17 protein-coding genes are annotated in these 15,572 nt (G+C 63.6%); 10 read left to right on the forward strand and 7 right to left on the reverse strand.

Translation table 11 applies throughout. From position 1 onward, the window contains the following. Positions 1–7: 7 nt before the first annotated feature. The 7 genes from AC3WLX_RS22095 to AC3WLX_RS22125 form a co-directional block, all read right to left on the reverse strand. Positions 8–967 carry a transketolase family protein gene (locus tag AC3WLX_RS22095; RefSeq protein WP_291621477.1) on the reverse strand — a complete coding sequence of 320 codons (960 nt, stop codon included), beginning with the start codon at positions 965–967 and terminating at the stop codon, positions 8–10. A gap of 10 nt (positions 968–977) precedes the next feature. After that, entirely contained in the window at positions 978–1,826 is an 849-nt protein-coding gene (locus AC3WLX_RS22100) for a transketolase (protein WP_492337582.1), read from the reverse strand. Beyond that, positions 1,801–2,838 (reverse strand): aminoglycoside phosphotransferase family protein, encoded by a 1,038-nt coding sequence (locus tag AC3WLX_RS22105; RefSeq protein ID WP_492337583.1) that lies wholly within the window; start codon positions 2,836–2,838, stop codon positions 1,801–1,803. The genes AC3WLX_RS22100 and AC3WLX_RS22105 overlap by 26 nt, the downstream gene beginning before the upstream one ends. Then, positions 2,835–3,446, reverse strand: coding sequence for a hypothetical protein (locus AC3WLX_RS22110; RefSeq protein WP_492337584.1), 612 nt, complete (start codon positions 3,444–3,446; stop codon positions 2,835–2,837). The genes AC3WLX_RS22105 and AC3WLX_RS22110 overlap by 4 nt, the downstream gene beginning before the upstream one ends. Before the next feature lie 5 nt (positions 3,447–3,451). After that, positions 3,452–4,453 (reverse strand): NAD-dependent epimerase/dehydratase family protein, encoded by a 1,002-nt coding sequence (locus tag AC3WLX_RS22115; RefSeq protein WP_291621485.1) that lies wholly within the window; start codon positions 4,451–4,453, stop codon positions 3,452–3,454. Between the two features lie 28 nt (positions 4,454–4,481). Then, on the reverse strand, positions 4,482–6,044 hold the full coding sequence (locus tag AC3WLX_RS22120; RefSeq protein WP_492337585.1) for a PfkB family carbohydrate kinase: 1,563 nt from the start codon (positions 6,042–6,044) through the stop codon (positions 4,482–4,484). 88 nt (positions 6,045–6,132) lie between these two features. After that, a complete protein-coding gene (locus tag AC3WLX_RS22125) occupies positions 6,133–7,149 on the reverse strand; it encodes an SDR family oxidoreductase (protein WP_492337586.1) in 1,017 nt (338 codons plus the stop codon). Between the two features lie 163 nt (positions 7,150–7,312). Between AC3WLX_RS22125 and AC3WLX_RS22130 the strand changes: the two genes are divergently transcribed. From AC3WLX_RS22130 to rplL, 10 genes are all read left to right on the forward strand, one after another. Further along, the gene (locus AC3WLX_RS22130; protein ID WP_291621493.1) at positions 7,313–7,900 is read left to right on the forward strand and encodes an SIS domain-containing protein; all 588 of its coding nucleotides are present in this window, start codon (positions 7,313–7,315) and stop codon (positions 7,898–7,900) included. A 12-nt stretch (positions 7,901–7,912) separates the two neighbouring features. Continuing rightward, complete coding sequence (locus AC3WLX_RS22135) at positions 7,913–8,926, forward strand: lysylphosphatidylglycerol synthase transmembrane domain-containing protein (RefSeq protein WP_492337587.1); 1,014 nt, start codon at positions 7,913–7,915, stop codon at positions 8,924–8,926. Between the two features lie 82 nt (positions 8,927–9,008). After that, positions 9,009–10,277: a methyltransferase domain-containing protein gene (locus tag AC3WLX_RS22140; RefSeq protein WP_492337588.1), complete on the forward strand. Its 1,269-nt coding sequence runs from the start codon at positions 9,009–9,011 to the stop codon at positions 10,275–10,277. A 324-nt stretch (positions 10,278–10,601) separates the two neighbouring features. Then, positions 10,602–10,793 carry a preprotein translocase subunit SecE gene (gene secE / locus AC3WLX_RS22145; RefSeq protein ID WP_007611620.1) on the forward strand — a complete coding sequence of 64 codons (192 nt, stop codon included), beginning with the start codon at positions 10,602–10,604 and terminating at the stop codon, positions 10,791–10,793. Continuing rightward, positions 10,793–11,347: a transcription termination/antitermination protein NusG gene (gene nusG, locus AC3WLX_RS22150; RefSeq protein WP_275511150.1), complete on the forward strand. Its 555-nt coding sequence runs from the start codon at positions 10,793–10,795 to the stop codon at positions 11,345–11,347. Before secE ends, nusG begins: the two co-directional genes overlap by 1 nt. Before the next feature lie 228 nt (positions 11,348–11,575). Beyond that, positions 11,576–12,004 (forward strand): 50S ribosomal protein L11, encoded by a 429-nt coding sequence (gene rplK / locus AC3WLX_RS22155; RefSeq protein ID WP_011088164.1) that lies wholly within the window; start codon positions 11,576–11,578, stop codon positions 12,002–12,004. Between the two features lie 6 nt (positions 12,005–12,010). Continuing rightward, positions 12,011–12,703 (forward strand): 50S ribosomal protein L1, encoded by a 693-nt coding sequence (gene rplA / locus AC3WLX_RS22160; protein WP_025037003.1) that lies wholly within the window; start codon positions 12,011–12,013, stop codon positions 12,701–12,703. Positions 12,704–12,793: 90 nt separating this feature from the next. Continuing rightward, positions 12,794–13,747, forward strand: coding sequence for a 2-hydroxyacid dehydrogenase (locus tag AC3WLX_RS22165; protein WP_492337589.1), 954 nt, complete (start codon positions 12,794–12,796; stop codon positions 13,745–13,747). Between the two features lie 584 nt (positions 13,748–14,331). After that, the gene (rplJ, locus tag AC3WLX_RS22170; RefSeq protein ID WP_036010998.1) at positions 14,332–14,850 is read left to right on the forward strand and encodes a 50S ribosomal protein L10; all 519 of its coding nucleotides are present in this window, start codon (positions 14,332–14,334) and stop codon (positions 14,848–14,850) included. 54 nt (positions 14,851–14,904) lie between these two features. Beyond that, on the forward strand, positions 14,905–15,282 hold the full coding sequence (rplL, locus tag AC3WLX_RS22175; protein WP_291553859.1) for a 50S ribosomal protein L7/L12: 378 nt from the start codon (positions 14,905–14,907) through the stop codon (positions 15,280–15,282). The last annotated feature ends 290 nt before the right edge of the window (positions 15,283–15,572 follow it).

Genomic DNA, 15,572 nt, shown 5'->3' on the forward strand with positions numbered 1-15,572 from the left:
GGACCCGTCAGGTGGAATGGAGTTGAGGGGAGGAAGTGCGCGACGCCGCGAGCGCATGCTCGATCGAGGTCGCAATCGCGTTGGCGGAGAGTCCGTGCTTCTTCAGCAGCGAGTCCTGCGAACCGTAATTGTGCATGAAGCGGTCCGGCAGCGACAGCCGCAGCATCGCCGGCAGACCCGAACCGAGCTTGTCGATCATCGCCTCCGCGACCGCGCTGCCGAGTCCGCCCGAGGGCACGTGCTCTTCCAGCGTCGCCACGAGCTTGACCCCGCGGATCGCCTGCAGCAGCGCCGCGGTATCGAGCGGCTTGACCGTATGCATGTGCAGGATGCCGGCGCGAACGCCCTGCGCGGCAAGCAGGTCGGCCGCGGCGATGGCACGCTGGAGCATGATGCCGGTGCTCACCATGAGGACGTCGCCGGGGGAGCGCATCAGGATGGCCTTGCCGATCTCGAAGCCGTGCTCGGCCTTCGAGACGATGGCGTCGCCGCCCTTGCCGAGCCGGATGTAGATCGGACCCTTCCAGTCGAGCGTCTGCTCCATCATGCGCGCGGCCTCATCGGCGTCGCACGGGCAGATCACCGTCATGTTCGGCAGTGCCCGCATGATGGCGATGTCCTCGATCGCCTGGTGGGTGGGACCAAGCGGCGCGTAAACGAGGCCGCCGCCATTGGCGATCAGCCGCACCGGCAGATTGTGGAGGCAGAGATCGACGGCGACCTGTTCGTAGCAGCGGCGGGTGAGGAACGTTGCGATGGTGTTGACGTAGGGCACGAAGCCCTCCATCGCGAGGCCGGCGGACATGCCGATGATGTGCGCTTCCGAAATGCCCTCGATCAGGTGGCGCTTGGGAAACTCCTTGCTCATCGCGCGCAGGGTACCGGCGCCGGGATCGGAGCCGATGTAAAGCACCCGCTCGTCGCGCGCAGCGAGCTTGTGGACCATGTTCATCGCGGTGTTGCGCATGGGGAGCCGATCAAAAATCGCCGACGGCGACGCGGATGGCGTCGAGCTCGCTGTCGGTCAGCTTGTTCTTGTGATGCCAATCGGCGTTGGATTCTGCCTGCGGCAGACCCTTGCCCTTGACGGTATGGCAGATGATCGCGGTCGGTTTGCCCGCAACGGCCGGGATTTGTTCGAGCACGCCGCGCAGGGCGCCAACGTCGTGGCCGTTGACCTCCTGCACGGCGAAGCCAAAGCTCCGCCACTTGTCCGCGAGGGGTTCGAGCGGCAGGACGTAATCGGTGGGCCCGTAGCTCTGGAGTTTGTTGTAGTCGATCATGGCGACCAAATTGTCGAGGCCGTGCTTGGCCGCGCCCATGGCGGCCTCCCACACCGATCCCTCGTTGATCTCGCCGTCGCCGAGCAGCACGAAAGTCCGGTAGCTGCGCTCGCGCATGCGCGCCGCGAGCGCGAGGCCGACACCGATCGACAGGCCGTGTCCAAGCGCGCCGGTCGACGCCTCGACCCCCGGCACCATGCCGTATTCGGGATGTCCGCCCAGGATGCTGTCGGAGCCGCAGAAGCCGTCGAGCTCCGACAGCGGAAAGAAGCCGCGATCGGCGAGCAGCGCATAGAGCGCGAGACAGCCGTGTCCCTTGCTGAGGATCGCGCGGTCGCGATTGGGATCGCGCGGGTTCGTCGGATCGATCCGCAGCACGTCGTCGTAGAGCACGCGGACCATCTCGATCAGCGACAGGGCAGGACCGACATGTCCGCGTCCGGCCGAGCGGACAGAACCGAGGACGAGGCGGCGCAGATAGAGGCTGCGCTCGTCGAGCGTGCAGGTGAGGGCGGCTTCAGCGTGGGGCGAGATCTGGATCACGTTGGCAAATCGTTTGGTGGAGCCGGCGGGCTTTGTCGAGCTGGCCGGCAAGGCGGACCGTCAGATCGCCGCCTTGCGCGGCCAGGGCGCGCCGGGAGCGGCTTTCCGGCAAATAGGCATTCAGGACAATCAGGCACCAAATCGCCCCGAACACAGGATACAGTACGTCAAGGCGGATCGCAAACGCGTCATCCCCAGCCACGAAGGCGCGCGAGAGGCGATCGATCAGTCGGTTCGCGTCGGCTGCTGGGAGATCGCTGCCGGGGTGGATCGCGGTGTCGGACACGAGTTTCACCGGGTCGTCCCAGCCGAAATACTCGAAGTCGATGAATCGCAGCCTGCCGTCGCCGGTGCGCAGCGCGTTGTGCAGTCCGAAATCCGACGGGCTCAATGCACGCTGGCCCGGGGCCAGGTCCGCTGCGGCATTGAGGCCCAGTTCCGCATAGCGCTTGCGGAGTTTTTGGATCGCTATTGCGGTGCTCGGAACCAGGCTGCCGTCCATGAACGCACGCAGGTCCGGATCATCCTGCGACGCGCGCCGCAGTACGTCCAGGCGCTGCTCGTACTGGGCGATGGCCTCCTCGGGCGAAAAGATGCTGGCCGAGGCGTTGCGCAAGTTCTGCGCGCCTTCCGCGTTGCGCAGCCTCTGCAAGCCGATCAGGAAATCCGCCAGCTGGTCGGCATCATCGTGCCGGGGGTGCAGGACCGCGGCGTCACCGTCGAACCATTGATACAAAGCGCAGAATGCAGCCGGATCCTTTGCGATGGGCCCCGGCGTCGACGTGATGCCGTGTCGCGACAGAAAGGTGAGAGCGTCATATTCCTGTCCCAGGCGATCACGCCCGTCGGAGGGATAGTGCTTGAGGGCGAGCGGGGGTCCCTCCGTCATCTCAAGTCGAAACACCCGGTTGTTGCCGCCGGACCGGGCCGGTTGCGCGGCCACAACAGGCGCTCCGGAGAGCCGGCTGCCGATCGAGATCGCATCCTGTACGCCGATGTCAGGCTCGCTCATTGCGCGAACACTCCGCGGCGGATATCGGCCCAGGTCGCGATCGGTTCGCACTGAGCGGGATAGGGAGGCGGCGACTGCGTGAACAGGATCGATCGCGTCGTCTTCGGAAAATGCGGCTGCGCGAACACGTCGACCAGATCGTCGATGAAGATATCGAGCTCCAGGCTCGCGAGCCGCGCGACCTTGGCCGCGAGCGTGGCCTCGAAATAGATGTTGCCCGCGACCAGCGCCGCATCCGCAGCGTCGATGAGACCCGCGCCCCTCAACCAGCCGCGCGCGGCCTCGCGCAAATCGACGCGGTCAGGGTCCTGGTGGCCGAACTGCGTCTTGTGGCTGACGATGAAGACGCCCGCGCGGGCCTTGCGGCACGCGGCGAGGAACTCGCGGACCCCCGGATAGATCTCGGCGCCGCCGATGCCCTTGCCGTAGACGAAACCCTGCAGTCCCTGCCAGGCCAGTTCGCCCCCGGCACGAGACCGCAGATAGTCCCGTACGTCCGTCTTCAGCCCGTCCCAGCCCTCCGGCACCAGCCCACGCTGGCGCGCGGCGACGGCAAAGACCTTGTCGTAGCAGATGATCGTGTTGTCGAAATCGATGCCGATCCGCACGCCGCTCACTTCAGGCTGATGTTCTGCATCATCTTGATGTTGAAATACCTGGGATCATTGAGCGAGTTCGGCAGGCGGCCGGCCTTGAAGGCATTTACCAGGCCGGACACGGCCTGCTCGATCGTGTGCGTCGGCGCAAATCCAAGCTCGCGGCGGATCTTCTCCGAGGAGACGTGGTAGGAACGCAGATCGTCTGTCGGCTCGACCGCCACCTCGACATTGTTTCCGACCACCGACTTGACGATGTCGGCGATCTTCATCAGCGAGTGGTTCTCGTAGCCGATATTGTAGGTCTTGCCGTCGATCTTGGCGTCATCCTGCTGCAGCAGGAACAGATAGGCCGCGGACATGTCCTCAATGTGCAGATTGGGCCGCTTCTGCGTTCCGCCGAACACACGGATGCGGCCGGTGTTCACCGCCAGATTGGTGAGGATGTTCACGACGACGTCGAGCCGCTGCCGCGGAGCGTAGCCGCAGACGGTGGCGGGACGAACCGTGCAGGTGACGAAGCCGGACGCGGCCTCTTCGGCGAGGTCGGTCTCGCACATGGCCTTGAATTTCGAATAGTCGGTGAGCGGCTCGCAGGACAGCTCCTCGGTCACCTCGGGCTCGTCCTTGATGCCGTACACGCTCGAGGAGGATGCGTAGATGAAGCGCTTGATGCCGGCCTTCTTGGCGGCGCGCACCATCGGCCGGAAGCAGTCGTAGTTGATGGACTTGCCGAGCCCCGGGTCCAATTCGAACGAGGGGTCGTTGGAGATGCAGGCGAGGTGGATCACCGCATCATTGCCTCGCAGGGCCTCGTTGATCGCAGCCTCATCGCGGATGTCGCCCTTGATCAGGCGCAGGTTCGGATTGCCACGAACGGCGTCGAAGACGTCCTCGCCATACATGAACAAGTCGAGCACCGTGACCTTGTGCCCCGCCGCGAGCAACTGGGGAACCAGCACGCTGCCGACATAGCCGGCGCCACCGGTGACCATCACGTTCCATTTCCGATCAATCACTGTCGCTCTCCGGGATCTATCTCTTGCGCTATTTCAACAACGCGGTGACGAACTTGACCAGCGGCGCCTTCTCGACCGAACTGCGGTGGCCGACGATGCCGACCTTGATCGCGCCCGCGGCGTTGCCGATGAAGGCGACATCCTCGATATTGCCGCCGGCCGCCACCAGCGGAGCCGTGATCGTCAGGAAGGCATCACCCGCACCGACCGTGTCGACGACGGTCTTGGTGAAGGCGGGGACGCGCGCCACGCCGGTCTTCGAGGAGAAGGGGTAGCAGCCGAAGGAGCCGTGCGTGATGATCATGTTGCCGCATTCGATCTTGCGGTGCAGGCCGTCCTGGATCACCGACGCTATGTCGCTGAACTTGTCGGTGGCGGCCAGGCGGGCTTCCGGTGCGTCGATGCAGATGTAGTCGGCCCGCGGATACTTCGTGATCAGGTTGTAGCCGTGGTTGCCGCTGTTGCTCTGGGCGTTGACCGCCAGGAATTTCGAGTTCGCAATCAGCGTGTCGATCGTGCTGGATGCGATCATGCCGTGACCGAAATCGGTAACGATGACGACGTCGGCCCCGCGCACGCGGTCGGCGGTCACCCGGTCGATCTCCGCGCGCGCGGTCTCGTCGAGCGGCGTGTCGTCCATGGTGTAGACTTCGAACAGCTTGTGCAGGTAGCCCATCTCGACGTACCGCAATTTGCAAGTTGTCGGACGGCCCTGAATGCGGATCGGGGTGAGCGTGACGTTCGGGCGGACATGTGCGCGAATGAACTCGTCGGGATAGTCGTTGCCGCCCAGCGTCGTGACGATCTCGACCGACTTGCAGAAGCTCGCAACGTGGTTCGCCGCGGCGATCACTCCGCCGGCGAATTGCTCGCCGTTCTTGAACAAGGTTGCGACGATGTTCTCCTTGGAAGCCTTTCCGAGCGCCGTAACGTATTGGTACTCGTCGATGATGGTATCGCCGACCAGCACGACGTGCATGTCCTGGATCTTGTCGATCAGCTTCAGCAGCCGTTCGGCGCCGCCGCCATCGCGCACCTTCTGGAGGTAGTCGCGCAGAGGGGGGTCGTAGATGTCGAAATAGCGGTTCAGCAGTGATGACGAGCTGAACGTCACGTCGCGCGTGAAGACGATGCGGCCGCCATGGCGCTCGACGGCTTCGCGCTCGACAGCGATCTTGCCGGTAACGTCATCCTCCGGATTCTCGTAGTCCGAGCCCTTGACGTAGATGTCGGGGCGGACGGTATCGAGGACCGGCTCGGCGCTGGAGGTCCGGTTGATGCCGACCCAGTCGACCGTGCCGAGTGCGGCCAGCATCTCGGCGCGCATGTTTTCGGGAAAGATCGGCCGTCCCGGACCCTTGTTGACATAGCGGTCGGCGGTGATTGTCACCATGACCACGTCGCCCTCGTTGCGGGCTGCCAGAATGTGCCGGACATGGCCGAGGTGCACCAAATCGAAGACGCCATGGCAGAGAGCGACTTTCAGGCCCTTTGCCTGCGCGGCGCGTGCGATCTCGCCGAGTTCCTCGACCGTCTTGATCTTATCGTGCGGTGCCGGATGTCCGGTCGGCTTTTCTGCAGCATTGCCCATGCGAATTATCCAAAGCGCCGGTAGGTCTCAGATGGCCGGTCCGGAAATGATCGGCTGGCGGCAAATGTCACGACGTGAACGAGCCTGCTCAACGGCTTGCCTTCTGCGAGGTGGCCGTGTCGTCACCGAGATACTTGAACCAGTCCTTGGTGGCGTCCGCGATCTTGTCCACCGTCCACAGGGGAGCGTCCCTGTACTGATCCATCGACTTCAACATCGTCGCGACGCCGTCCTCGAACTTCACCTTCGGTGCCCATTTCAGGACCTGCTTGATCCTGGTGATGTCGGCGTATGTGCAGTCGGGCTCGCCGGGACGCTTGGGAATGTGGACCTTGTCGCCGCCGAGAAGCTCGACCAGCCGGTTGACGCTGTAGGTATTGTCCGAGCCGACGTTGAATATCTCATGAGAGACATCGGAGCGCGCAGCGGTCACGAAGGCATCGGCGACATCGCTGACGAAGGTGAAGTCGCGTGTCTGCTCGCCGTCGCCTACCACGGTGAAGGGCTTGCCAGCGAGCTTCTGCGCCATGAACACGCCAAACACGGCACCGTAGGTGCCCGTGGTGCGATGGCGGGGTCCGTACACGTTGAACAGGCGCAACGCCACCGCGGGCAGCTTGTAGACCTGGCACCAGTGCATGACGCATTGCTCGCCGAGATTCTTGGTGAGCGCGTAGGGATACATCGGCCGGATTTCGGCGGTCTCCGGCGTCGGATAGACGTCGGGAATGCCGTAGCAGGAGGAGGATGCCGCGTAGACGAAGCGGCTGACGCCGGCGTGCCGCGCCGCCTCCAGGACGTTGACCGTGCCGTCGACATTGGCGCGATGATAGGGGATCGGCGACTCGATCGAGGGAACGATGTCGGCGAGTGCGGCGAGATGGAAGACCCAATCGACACCGTGGAAATACGGTCTGATCGAGTCGAGGTCAGTGACGTCCGCCCGCACGACCTTCAACCGGCTCGAACTGGCGTGTGCGGCCAGATTTTCGGCGCGTCCGATGACGAAATTGTCGAGTGCAATGACCTCGTGGCCGTCATCGAGGAGGCGATCGACGAGGTGACTGCCGATGAAGCCGGCGCCGCCAGTAACGATGCATTTCATGGGGAACATCCGTGACGCGAATGCCCAGCGAAACAGGCTCGCCAATGTTGTGAAACCCGAAAGCCGACTATCAGCCGCTCACAAACTTTGCAAGTATTATACCTTTGCAATCCTTGGTAATAGCCGGTATCACCCGGACATGTTGCAACCGAGCCGCCAGCCCATGCCTGCCGAGTCCGTGGATCCCGATCACAAGGCTTTCCTCGACGATTACGTGGGACGCCTGCATCGCGCGACGGCGGCTGACGACGGTATATTTGCCAGGATCTCCGCCACTCGCGCGTCCTGGTTGCGCACGCGCGAGCAGGGCGGCCGGGTCATCTTCATCGGCAATGGCGGTTCGGCCGGCATCGCCTCGCATCTGGCGATCGATCTGGCGAAGAACGCGTCTGTGCCCGCGCTCTGCTTCAGCGACGCGAGCATGATGTCGTGCCTTGCCAATGATTACGGGTTCGAGGACTGGATCGCGCACGCCGTGAGGCTGAACGCCCGCGCCGGCGATTGCCTGGTCGCCATCAGCTCGTCGGGGCGCTCCAAGAACATCCTCAATGCGGTTGCGCAGGCGCGGACGATGAAGCTCGACGTGATCACGCTGTCGGGCATGAATGCGGACAACCCGCTGAGCACGCTCGGCGACGTCAACTTCTGGGTCGACAGCCGCAGCTACAACATCGTCGAAACCACGCACCAGTTCTGGATGATGGCCGCCATCGACCTCGTCATCGGTCGTGCGGAATATCCGGCGTCCTGAGGCGGGCAACCGATGCAGTCGCGAGTCAAGCAGGCGGCCCTGTTCTCGGTGAAGCTGCTGCTGTCGATCGCGGTGCTGGTCTACATTGCGCGTGGTCTCGACCTGCGCCAGCTGCGCGATCATCTCGTCTCGGTCGATCCCTTCCTGTTCGGCGTCGCGCTTGTGCTGATCTTCTTGCAAACCTTCGTGCTCAACGGCCGATGGGAGCTGATCATGCGCGCGCTCGGCGTGTCGTTGGACTGGCTCGCGGGTTGGCGGATCCTCATGATCAGCCTCTGGTTCAATCAGGTGTTGCCGTCATCCGTCGGCGGCGACGCAGTGCGGATGTGGCTGCTGCGCCAACGCGGCGTGCAGTGGTCGGAGGCCGTCAAGGGCGTTGCGGCAGACCGCTTCACGGCGCTGATCGGGTTGATCGTGCTGATGGTGATCGGATTGCCGCTTCTGCTGTCACGCGTGTCCAATCCGGCCGCGATCCTCGCCATCGGCGGACTGACGCTGGCGGGCGTCGCCGGCACGGTGGTCCTATTGACGCTCGACCGTCTGCCGAAACGCTTCATCGCGCTTCCCGCGATCGCGAGCTTCGTGCGGTTCGGAACGTTGGTCAGGTTTCTGCTGCTACAGTCCGAGCGCCGTGCGCCGCTTTTCGGATCGGCGCTCCTCATTCATCTCGTCACCGCGACGGCCTGTTACACCCTGGCACGCGGTGTCGGAGCGCAGCTCTCCGTCCTGGACGCAGGCATCCTGATTCCGCCGGTGGTGCTGTTGACGGCCGTTCCGATCTCGATCAGCGGCTGGGGCGTGCGCGAAGGGGCGATGGTCGCCTGCCTTGGTCTGGCCGGGGTGCCGTCCGAGCAAGCGCTGTCAGTTTCGCTGCTTCTGGGTGCCATCAGCGTGATCATCGGCGTCGTCGGCGGTGTGATCTGGCTGGCGAGCCCGGAGCGGGGGTCTTATTCGGCGGACAAGGCCAAGGCGGCCGAGGCAGCTCCCAGCTACGCGCTGGCCAAGGAAGTCTCGAGCCACTCATGACCCACGCGAGCCCATTGCCGATCTGGCTTTCACAGGGTGGGATAATCTCACTCGCGCCCGTATCTCATTTGTCGGTTCCACGATGAAAAACCTGTTCTACGTCCGCACTACCTGCCGCCTCTGCCATTCGGATAAGCAGGAACTGGTCGTCCCGATGGCAGGGATGCCCATCGGCACGCCGAACTTCCAGGTGCCCAACGCCAGCGCCGACGATCCCGTCTTTCGCGCCGCCGTGCCGATGGCGCTCTATTTGTGCAGGGACTGCGGCCACCTCCAGATTCTTCATGTCGGCAATCCGGAGATCCAGTACCGCAACTACGTCTATACCACCTCGCTCTCGCTCGGCCTGCGGGAGCATTTCGCCGGCTATGCCAACGACGTCGTCAGCCGCTTCGAGGTGGCGCCTGGCTCGCTGATCCTGGAACTCGGCAGCAACGACGGCTCACTCCTTGGCTTCTTCAAAGAGCGCGGCATGCGGGTGCTGGGTGTCGATCCCGCCGTCGACATCGCGCGGCGCGCGACCGAGGCGGGAATCGAGACCATCGGCGATTTCTTCACAGACGCCATCGGGCGCCGCATCCTTCAGAGCCATGGTGCGGCGAGCGTCGTGATCGCGAACAACATGATCGCCAATGTCGACAATCTCGATCCGCTGGTGATCGGGGTGCGCGACGTGCTCGCGCCGGACGGATTGTTCGTCTTCGAAACGCAATACGGCGTCGACGTCACCGAGAAGAACCTGCTCGACACCGTCTATCACGAGCATCTGTCGTATTTTAACATCAAGCCGCTGACGCACTTCTTCGCCCGGCTCGGCATGGAAGTGATCGACGTCCAGCACATCTGGACCAAGGGCGGCTCCATTCGCGTGACGGTTCAGCGGGCGGGCGGGGCGCGGAAGCCGTCGGCCGAGGTCGCGCAGTTCATCGCCGAGGAAGACCGGCTCGGCGTGGACCAGCCAGCCTATTATGCGCCCTATGTGAAGAGGATCGCGGCCATCCGCGACGAATTGGTCGCGATGGCCGATGCCGCCCATGCGCGGGGCGAACAGGTGGCGGGCTACGGCGTCTCGGTCGGCACCACGACGCTGCTGCCGCAGTTCGGCCTGGAGAATAAGATCGACTTCCTGGTGGACGACGATCCCAACAAGGGAAACGTGATGGCCGGTCCGGGTTACGACATTCCGATCCTGCCGCCGGCTGCCCTGTACGAGCGCAAGCCGGCGTTCGTCGTCGTGTTCGCCTGGCGCTACGTCGACCCGATTCGGGCCAAGCACGCCCGCTATTTCGCCGAAGGCGGGAAGTTCGTGGTGCCGCTGCCGGGCATTTCCATGATCGACCGGGCCGACTGACCGGTCCGGGCCGATGCCCCTTTGAGGGATCGAGCCTTGCGAGCGGTGGATAACCCCTTGATCCGCATGGATTCCGTACCGGGGGGCGGGGGAGGGCGGATTGCCGCGCGAAGTCTCTTTACCTTGACCTTTGGCCCCATCCGCAGTAGATACCCCGCACTCGCAGCCGGCCCGTTAGACGCGGATTTCCGGCGCGGCCTTGAAATCCCCGAACAATCGAGCCCGGTTTCCGGCTCATCCTTCGAGACAGAGGGCTGGGCCAACGGCGGCTGTTCGGATCCCTGAAATTCATTTGCGTCTGTCGAGGACGCTGGACCCTAGACGATGGCAGTCAGCCCGTTCAAGTTCTTGCAGGAAGTGCGCTCGGAGACTGCCAAGGTCACTTGGCCGACCCGCCGTGAGACCACGATCACCACCATCATGGTGTTCGTCATGGTCGCCGTGGCCTCGATCTTCTTCTTCGCCGCCGATCAGATCATCCGTTATCTCATCACCTTCCTCCTGGGCATTCACTGATGGCAACAGCAACCGCTCAAGTGTCCGACAAGCGCTGGTACATCGTCCACGCCTACTCGAATTTCGAGAAGAAGGTCGCCGAATCGATCCGCGAGCAGGCCAAGCAGCGCGGGCTCGAGGAGCTGTTCGAACTGGTGCTGGTTCCGACCGAGAAGGTCACGGAAGTGCGCCGCGGCCGCAAGATCGATGCCGAGCGCAAGTTCTTCCCCGGCTACGTGCTGGTGAAGATGAAGCTGACCGACGAGGCGTTCCACCTGATCAAGAATACGCCGAAGGTCACGGGCTTCCTCGGCGCTGAAAACAAGCCGATGCCGATCTCGGAATCCGAGGCCATGCGCATCCTGCACCAGGTGCAGGAGGGTGTGGAACGGCCGAAGGCGTCGGTGTCGTTCGAGATCGGCGAGAACGTGCGCGTGGCGGACGGCCCGTTCGCCTCGTTCTCGGGTGTGGTCGAGGAAATCGACGAGGCGCGCTCGCGCGTGAAGGTCGCGGTGTCGATCTTCGGCCGCGCCACGCCGGTCGAGCTGGAATTCGGTCAGGTCGAGAAGGTCTGACTCGAGCTGTCATTGCCGGGCTTGACCCGGCAATCCATCTGCTTCGCAAGAATGCTTTCTGCGAAGAGTGATGGATGCCCGGATCAAGTCCGGGCATGACGAGAGGAGTGGAGGCGGGGACGTCTCCAGGAGAGGCCGTGGGAGGACGAGAGCGGTTGCCAGCCGCACATCGATCCCGACCACGAACCTGAAACCGCCGGCGGCATGCCGGCAGAACAGGAGTGATACATGGCAAAGAAAGTGACCGGATACCTGAAGCTTCAGGTCCCGGCCGGTGCGGCGAATCCTTCGCCCCCGATCGGTCCCGCGCTCGGTCAGCGCGGTCTCAACATCATGGAGTTCTGCAAGGCGTTCAACGCCCAGACCCAGAAGGAAGAGAAGAACACCCCGATCCCGGTGATCATCACCATCTATGCGGACCGTTCCTTCACCTTCGAGATGAAGACGCCGCCGATGTCCTACTTCCTCAAGCAGGCTGCCAAGATCCAGTCCGGCTCGAAGGCGCCGGGCCGCGACAAGGCCGGCAAGGTGACCAAGGCGCAGGTGCGCGAGATCGCCGAGAAGAAGATGAAGGACTTGAATTGCGACACCATCGAATCGGCCATGAAGATGGTCGAGGGCTCGGCCCGTTCGATGGGTCTGGAAGTTGCGGGGTAAGCGGTCATGGCAATCGGAAAGCGTTTGAACAAAGCCCGCGAAGGTATTGACCGCGAAAAGCTTTACCCGCTCGCGGACGCCATCAAGATGGTCAAGGAACGCGCGAAAGCGAAGTTCGACGAGACCATCGAGGTCGCGATCAATCTCGGCGTCGATCCCCGTCACGCCGACCAGATGGTCCGCGGTGTCGTGACCCTGCCGAATGGCACCGGCCGTACGCTGCGCGTCGGTGTGTTCGCCCGCGGCGCCAAGGCCGACGAGGCCAAGGCCGCCGGTGCCGACGTCGTCGGCGCCGAGGATCTGGTCGAGAAGGTGCAGAACGGCACGATCGATTTCGACCGCTGCATCGCCACCCCCGACATGATGCCCCTGGTCGGTCGTCTCGGTAAGGTGCTCGGCCCGCGCGGCCTGATGCCGAACCCGAAGATCGGCACCGTGACCATGGACGTCACCGGTGCGGTGAAGGGCGCCAAGGGCGGCTCGGTCGAGTTCCGCGTCGAGAAGGCCGGCATCTTGCAGGCCGGCGTCGGCAAGGCCTCGTTCTCCGAGGAGAAGCTGGTCGAGAACATCAAGGCTCTGGCTGACGCGGTCTCCAAGGCGAAACCGGCCGGCTCCAAGGGCACCTACATCCAGCGCGTTGCGGTGTCCTCGACGATGGGCCCCGGCGTGAAGGTCGAGCCGGGCACCATTCTCGGCTGAGGTTTGGAAATTGCATGAGGCGAGGGGCGGAGTCGGGCGACCGATTCCGCCCCTCGTCGTTTGTGGCGGCGCTCACTGGAAACAAGAACAATGGCTGACAAGGTCCTGATCTATTCGCGCTTTCCCAAAACAATGATGGCGCGTTTCGCCGAGCGATTCGAACTGCTCGACACCGGCGGCAAGCCCGCGCAAGAGGTGTTTCCGGCGGACGAGCTCAGGGGTATCCGCGCGGTGCTGACCGCGGGCGGAACCGCGCTCGGCGCGGAGGCGATGGATTTCTTTCCGAAGCTCGGTGCCATCGTCTGCTACGGCACCGGCTATGACGGCGTCGACCTGAAGGCGGCGGCCCGCCGCAACATCGCGGTCGGCCACAGCCCGGGTGCCAATGCGGCGTCCGTCGCCGATATCGCGATGACCCTGATGCTGGCGACGACGCGGCGGATTTTGGTCGCCGACCAATATGTTCGCAGCGGCGATTGGGCGGCCTCCAAGCAATCGCCGATGATGCGCCCTCAGGCCGGCATGCCCGGCCGCCGCATCGGCGTCTACGGCATGGGCGAGATCGGCCGCAAGATCGCCGCCCGCTGCGCCGCCTTCGAGAGCGAGATCGGTTATTTCAGCCGCACCAGACACGATCTGCCCTATCAATATTGTCCCTCCCTGGAGGCGCTGGCCGACTGGTGCAGCGTGCTGATGATCGCGGTCCGGGCAGGGGCCGAGACCCAGCACGTCGTCAATACCGACATCCTCAAGCGCCTCGGCGCGGACGGCTATGTCGTCAACATCTCCCGCGGCTCCGTCATCGACGAGAAGGCTCTGGTCGCCGCGCTCGCCGACAACACCATCGCCGGCGCCGGCCTCGACGTCTACGAGGAGGAACCGCACGCCCCGGATGCGCTGACAGCGCTCCCGAACGTCGTGCTCGCCCCTCATATCGGCGGCCACACCCTGGACTCGCACGTGGCCATGCAGAACTGCGTCTTGGCGAACCTGTCGGCGTTCTTCGAGGGCAAGCCGCTGCCTTATGGGGTCAAATTGGCCTGAATGGGGGCCTTGTTGGGCCATCTCAGGCCCGGCCGGCAACGGATTGGAACTGGTGTGAATTTTGCTCTTGGCAAGCAGGCAGAGAGCGGTTAAAGAACCGCCTCCGGACGTGCCGGCCTCGGCTGGCGCGTTCGTGCACGCATTCCGAAAACCTGACACGACAGGAGATCATTCCTTTTCAGGACGTCCGCAAGGATTTGCCCGAAAAGGAAAGAGAACCCGTCGGTTGGTGGGATGCGGGCAGAGGTCGGACGGTTCGCCGGCTGGCCTCGTCCTGTCCAAGACTGCAGGCGCCTGCGGGAAATTTCGATTTCTCAACGGCTTAATCGCATAGCCTGCATAGACGGGTGAAGACCGGATTTCACTTCGCCTTCCACCTCAACGGTGATTGCGGAACGTGTCTGGTTCGGACCTCGACACGCCGTGGGCCTCAACGGGCTCTCGGAGGGCAGGCTTTGAATCGTCGTCTCGCCCGGCGCGTGTCCTTTGGGTTTTGGCCCCGAGGTTCAGGTTTTGGGTGGGACGATGGGTGCAACCCGGCGGTCCCGCTTTTTGCGATGACCGCCAACCGGAGAGAGCTTGCTGTGGAACGAGCGGCAAAAAAAGAGGCGGTCGAACAGCTCAATGAGGTCTTCAAGACCACGAGCGTCGCGATCGTTGCTCAATATTCCGGCCTCACCGTCGCCCAGATGCAGAAGCTGCGCCAGCAGATGAAGCAGGCGGGCGCTGCGGTGAAGGTCTCGAAGAACCGTCTCGCCAAAATTGCTCTTGAAGGCACTGACGTCGTTGCCATCGGCCCCATGCTGAAGGGACCGACCGTGATCGCCACTTCGAACGATCCGGTAGCGGCGCCAAAGGTCGCCATCGAATTCGCCAAGGCGAACGAAAAGTTCGTCATCGTCGGCGGCTCGATGGGAAAGACCGTCCTGAATGTCGACGGCGTGAAGGCGCTTGCCTCGCTGCCGTCGCTTGACGAACTGCGCGGCAAGATCGTCGGCCTCATCGTGGCCCCGGCGACCAAGCTGGCCCAGCTCGCCAACGCGCCCGCGGGCAAGCTCGCGCGCGTCATCCAGGCTCATGCCTCAAAGGGCGAAGCGGCCTGACGCCCTTCGCAAATACTCAAACCCGAACCAGACTGACACGTAAGGAACTGAACAATGGCTGACTTGCAGAAGATCGTTGACGACCTTTCGAGCCTCACCGTGCTCGAAGCTGCCGAACTCGCGAAGCTCCTCGAAGAGAAGTGGGGCGTTTCGGCTGCCGCGGCTGTCGCCGTTGCCGGCCCGGCTGCCGGTGGCGCCGCTGCCGCTCCGGCCGAAGAGAAGACCGAGTTCACGGTCGTTCTCGCCAGCGCCGGCGACAAGAAGATCGAGGTCATCAAGGAAGTCCGCGCCATCACCGGCCTGGGCCTGAAGGAAGCAAAGGACCTCGTCGAGGGCGCGCCGAAGCCTGTCAAGGAAGGCGTGAACAAGGACGAAGCCGAGAAGCTCAAGGTCCAGCTCGAGAAGGCTGGCGCCAAGGTTGAGCTGAAGTAACGCAAGTTACTTCGGCGACATCCCGGGCTCGCGAAGCGAGACCCGGGAGCGCGTCCCACGATCGTCAGGGCCGGGTCCAGCCCGGCCCTGACGATCTGAAGGAAGGCGGGGCCAGATGCAAAAGGCGTGCGACGGAACGTCCCGACGCGAGCCAAACACGAAAAAGTGTGGGGATTTGTGGGTTTAACCCTCGAATCTGCACTATTGTCGCCCCATATCGGGTCGGCAGCACGAAAGCGCGGTGGGCAGGGAGGCTGGATTTCCCTGTAAGCCGTTGGGAGATCAGACTA

It is taken from the genome of Bradyrhizobium sp. FW305-F6 (assembly GCF_058782905.1).

Bases quoted from the DNA above. Each gene is read 5' to 3' on its own strand.
- AC3WLX_RS22095 (WP_291621477.1), bottom strand. From the start codon at position 967: ATGCGCAACACCGCGATGAACATGGTCCACAAGCTCGCTGCGCGCGAC.
- AC3WLX_RS22105 (WP_492337583.1), bottom strand. From the start codon at position 2,838: ATGAGCGAGCCTGACATCGGCGTACAGGATGCGATCTCGATCGGCAGC.
- AC3WLX_RS22120 (WP_492337585.1), bottom strand. From the start codon at position 6,044: ATGGGCAATGCTGCAGAAAAGCCGACCGGACATCCGGCACCGCACGAT.
- AC3WLX_RS22125 (WP_492337586.1), bottom strand. From the start codon at position 7,149: ATGAAATGCATCGTTACTGGCGGCGCCGGCTTCATCGGCAGTCACCTC.
- AC3WLX_RS22130 (WP_291621493.1), top strand. From the start codon at position 7,313: ATGCCTGCCGAGTCCGTGGATCCCGATCACAAGGCTTTCCTCGACGAT.
- AC3WLX_RS22135 (WP_492337587.1), top strand. From the start codon at position 7,913: ATGCAGTCGCGAGTCAAGCAGGCGGCCCTGTTCTCGGTGAAGCTGCTG.
- AC3WLX_RS22140 (WP_492337588.1), top strand. From the start codon at position 9,009: ATGAAAAACCTGTTCTACGTCCGCACTACCTGCCGCCTCTGCCATTCG.
- secE (WP_007611620.1), top strand. From the start codon at position 10,602: ATGGCAGTCAGCCCGTTCAAGTTCTTGCAGGAAGTGCGCTCGGAGACT.
- nusG (WP_275511150.1), top strand. From the start codon at position 10,793: ATGGCAACAGCAACCGCTCAAGTGTCCGACAAGCGCTGGTACATCGTC.
- rplK (WP_011088164.1), top strand. From the start codon at position 11,576: ATGGCAAAGAAAGTGACCGGATACCTGAAGCTTCAGGTCCCGGCCGGT.
- rplA (WP_025037003.1), top strand. From the start codon at position 12,011: ATGGCAATCGGAAAGCGTTTGAACAAAGCCCGCGAAGGTATTGACCGC.
- AC3WLX_RS22165 (WP_492337589.1), top strand. From the start codon at position 12,794: ATGGCTGACAAGGTCCTGATCTATTCGCGCTTTCCCAAAACAATGATG.
- rplL (WP_291553859.1), top strand. From the start codon at position 14,905: ATGGCTGACTTGCAGAAGATCGTTGACGACCTTTCGAGCCTCACCGTG.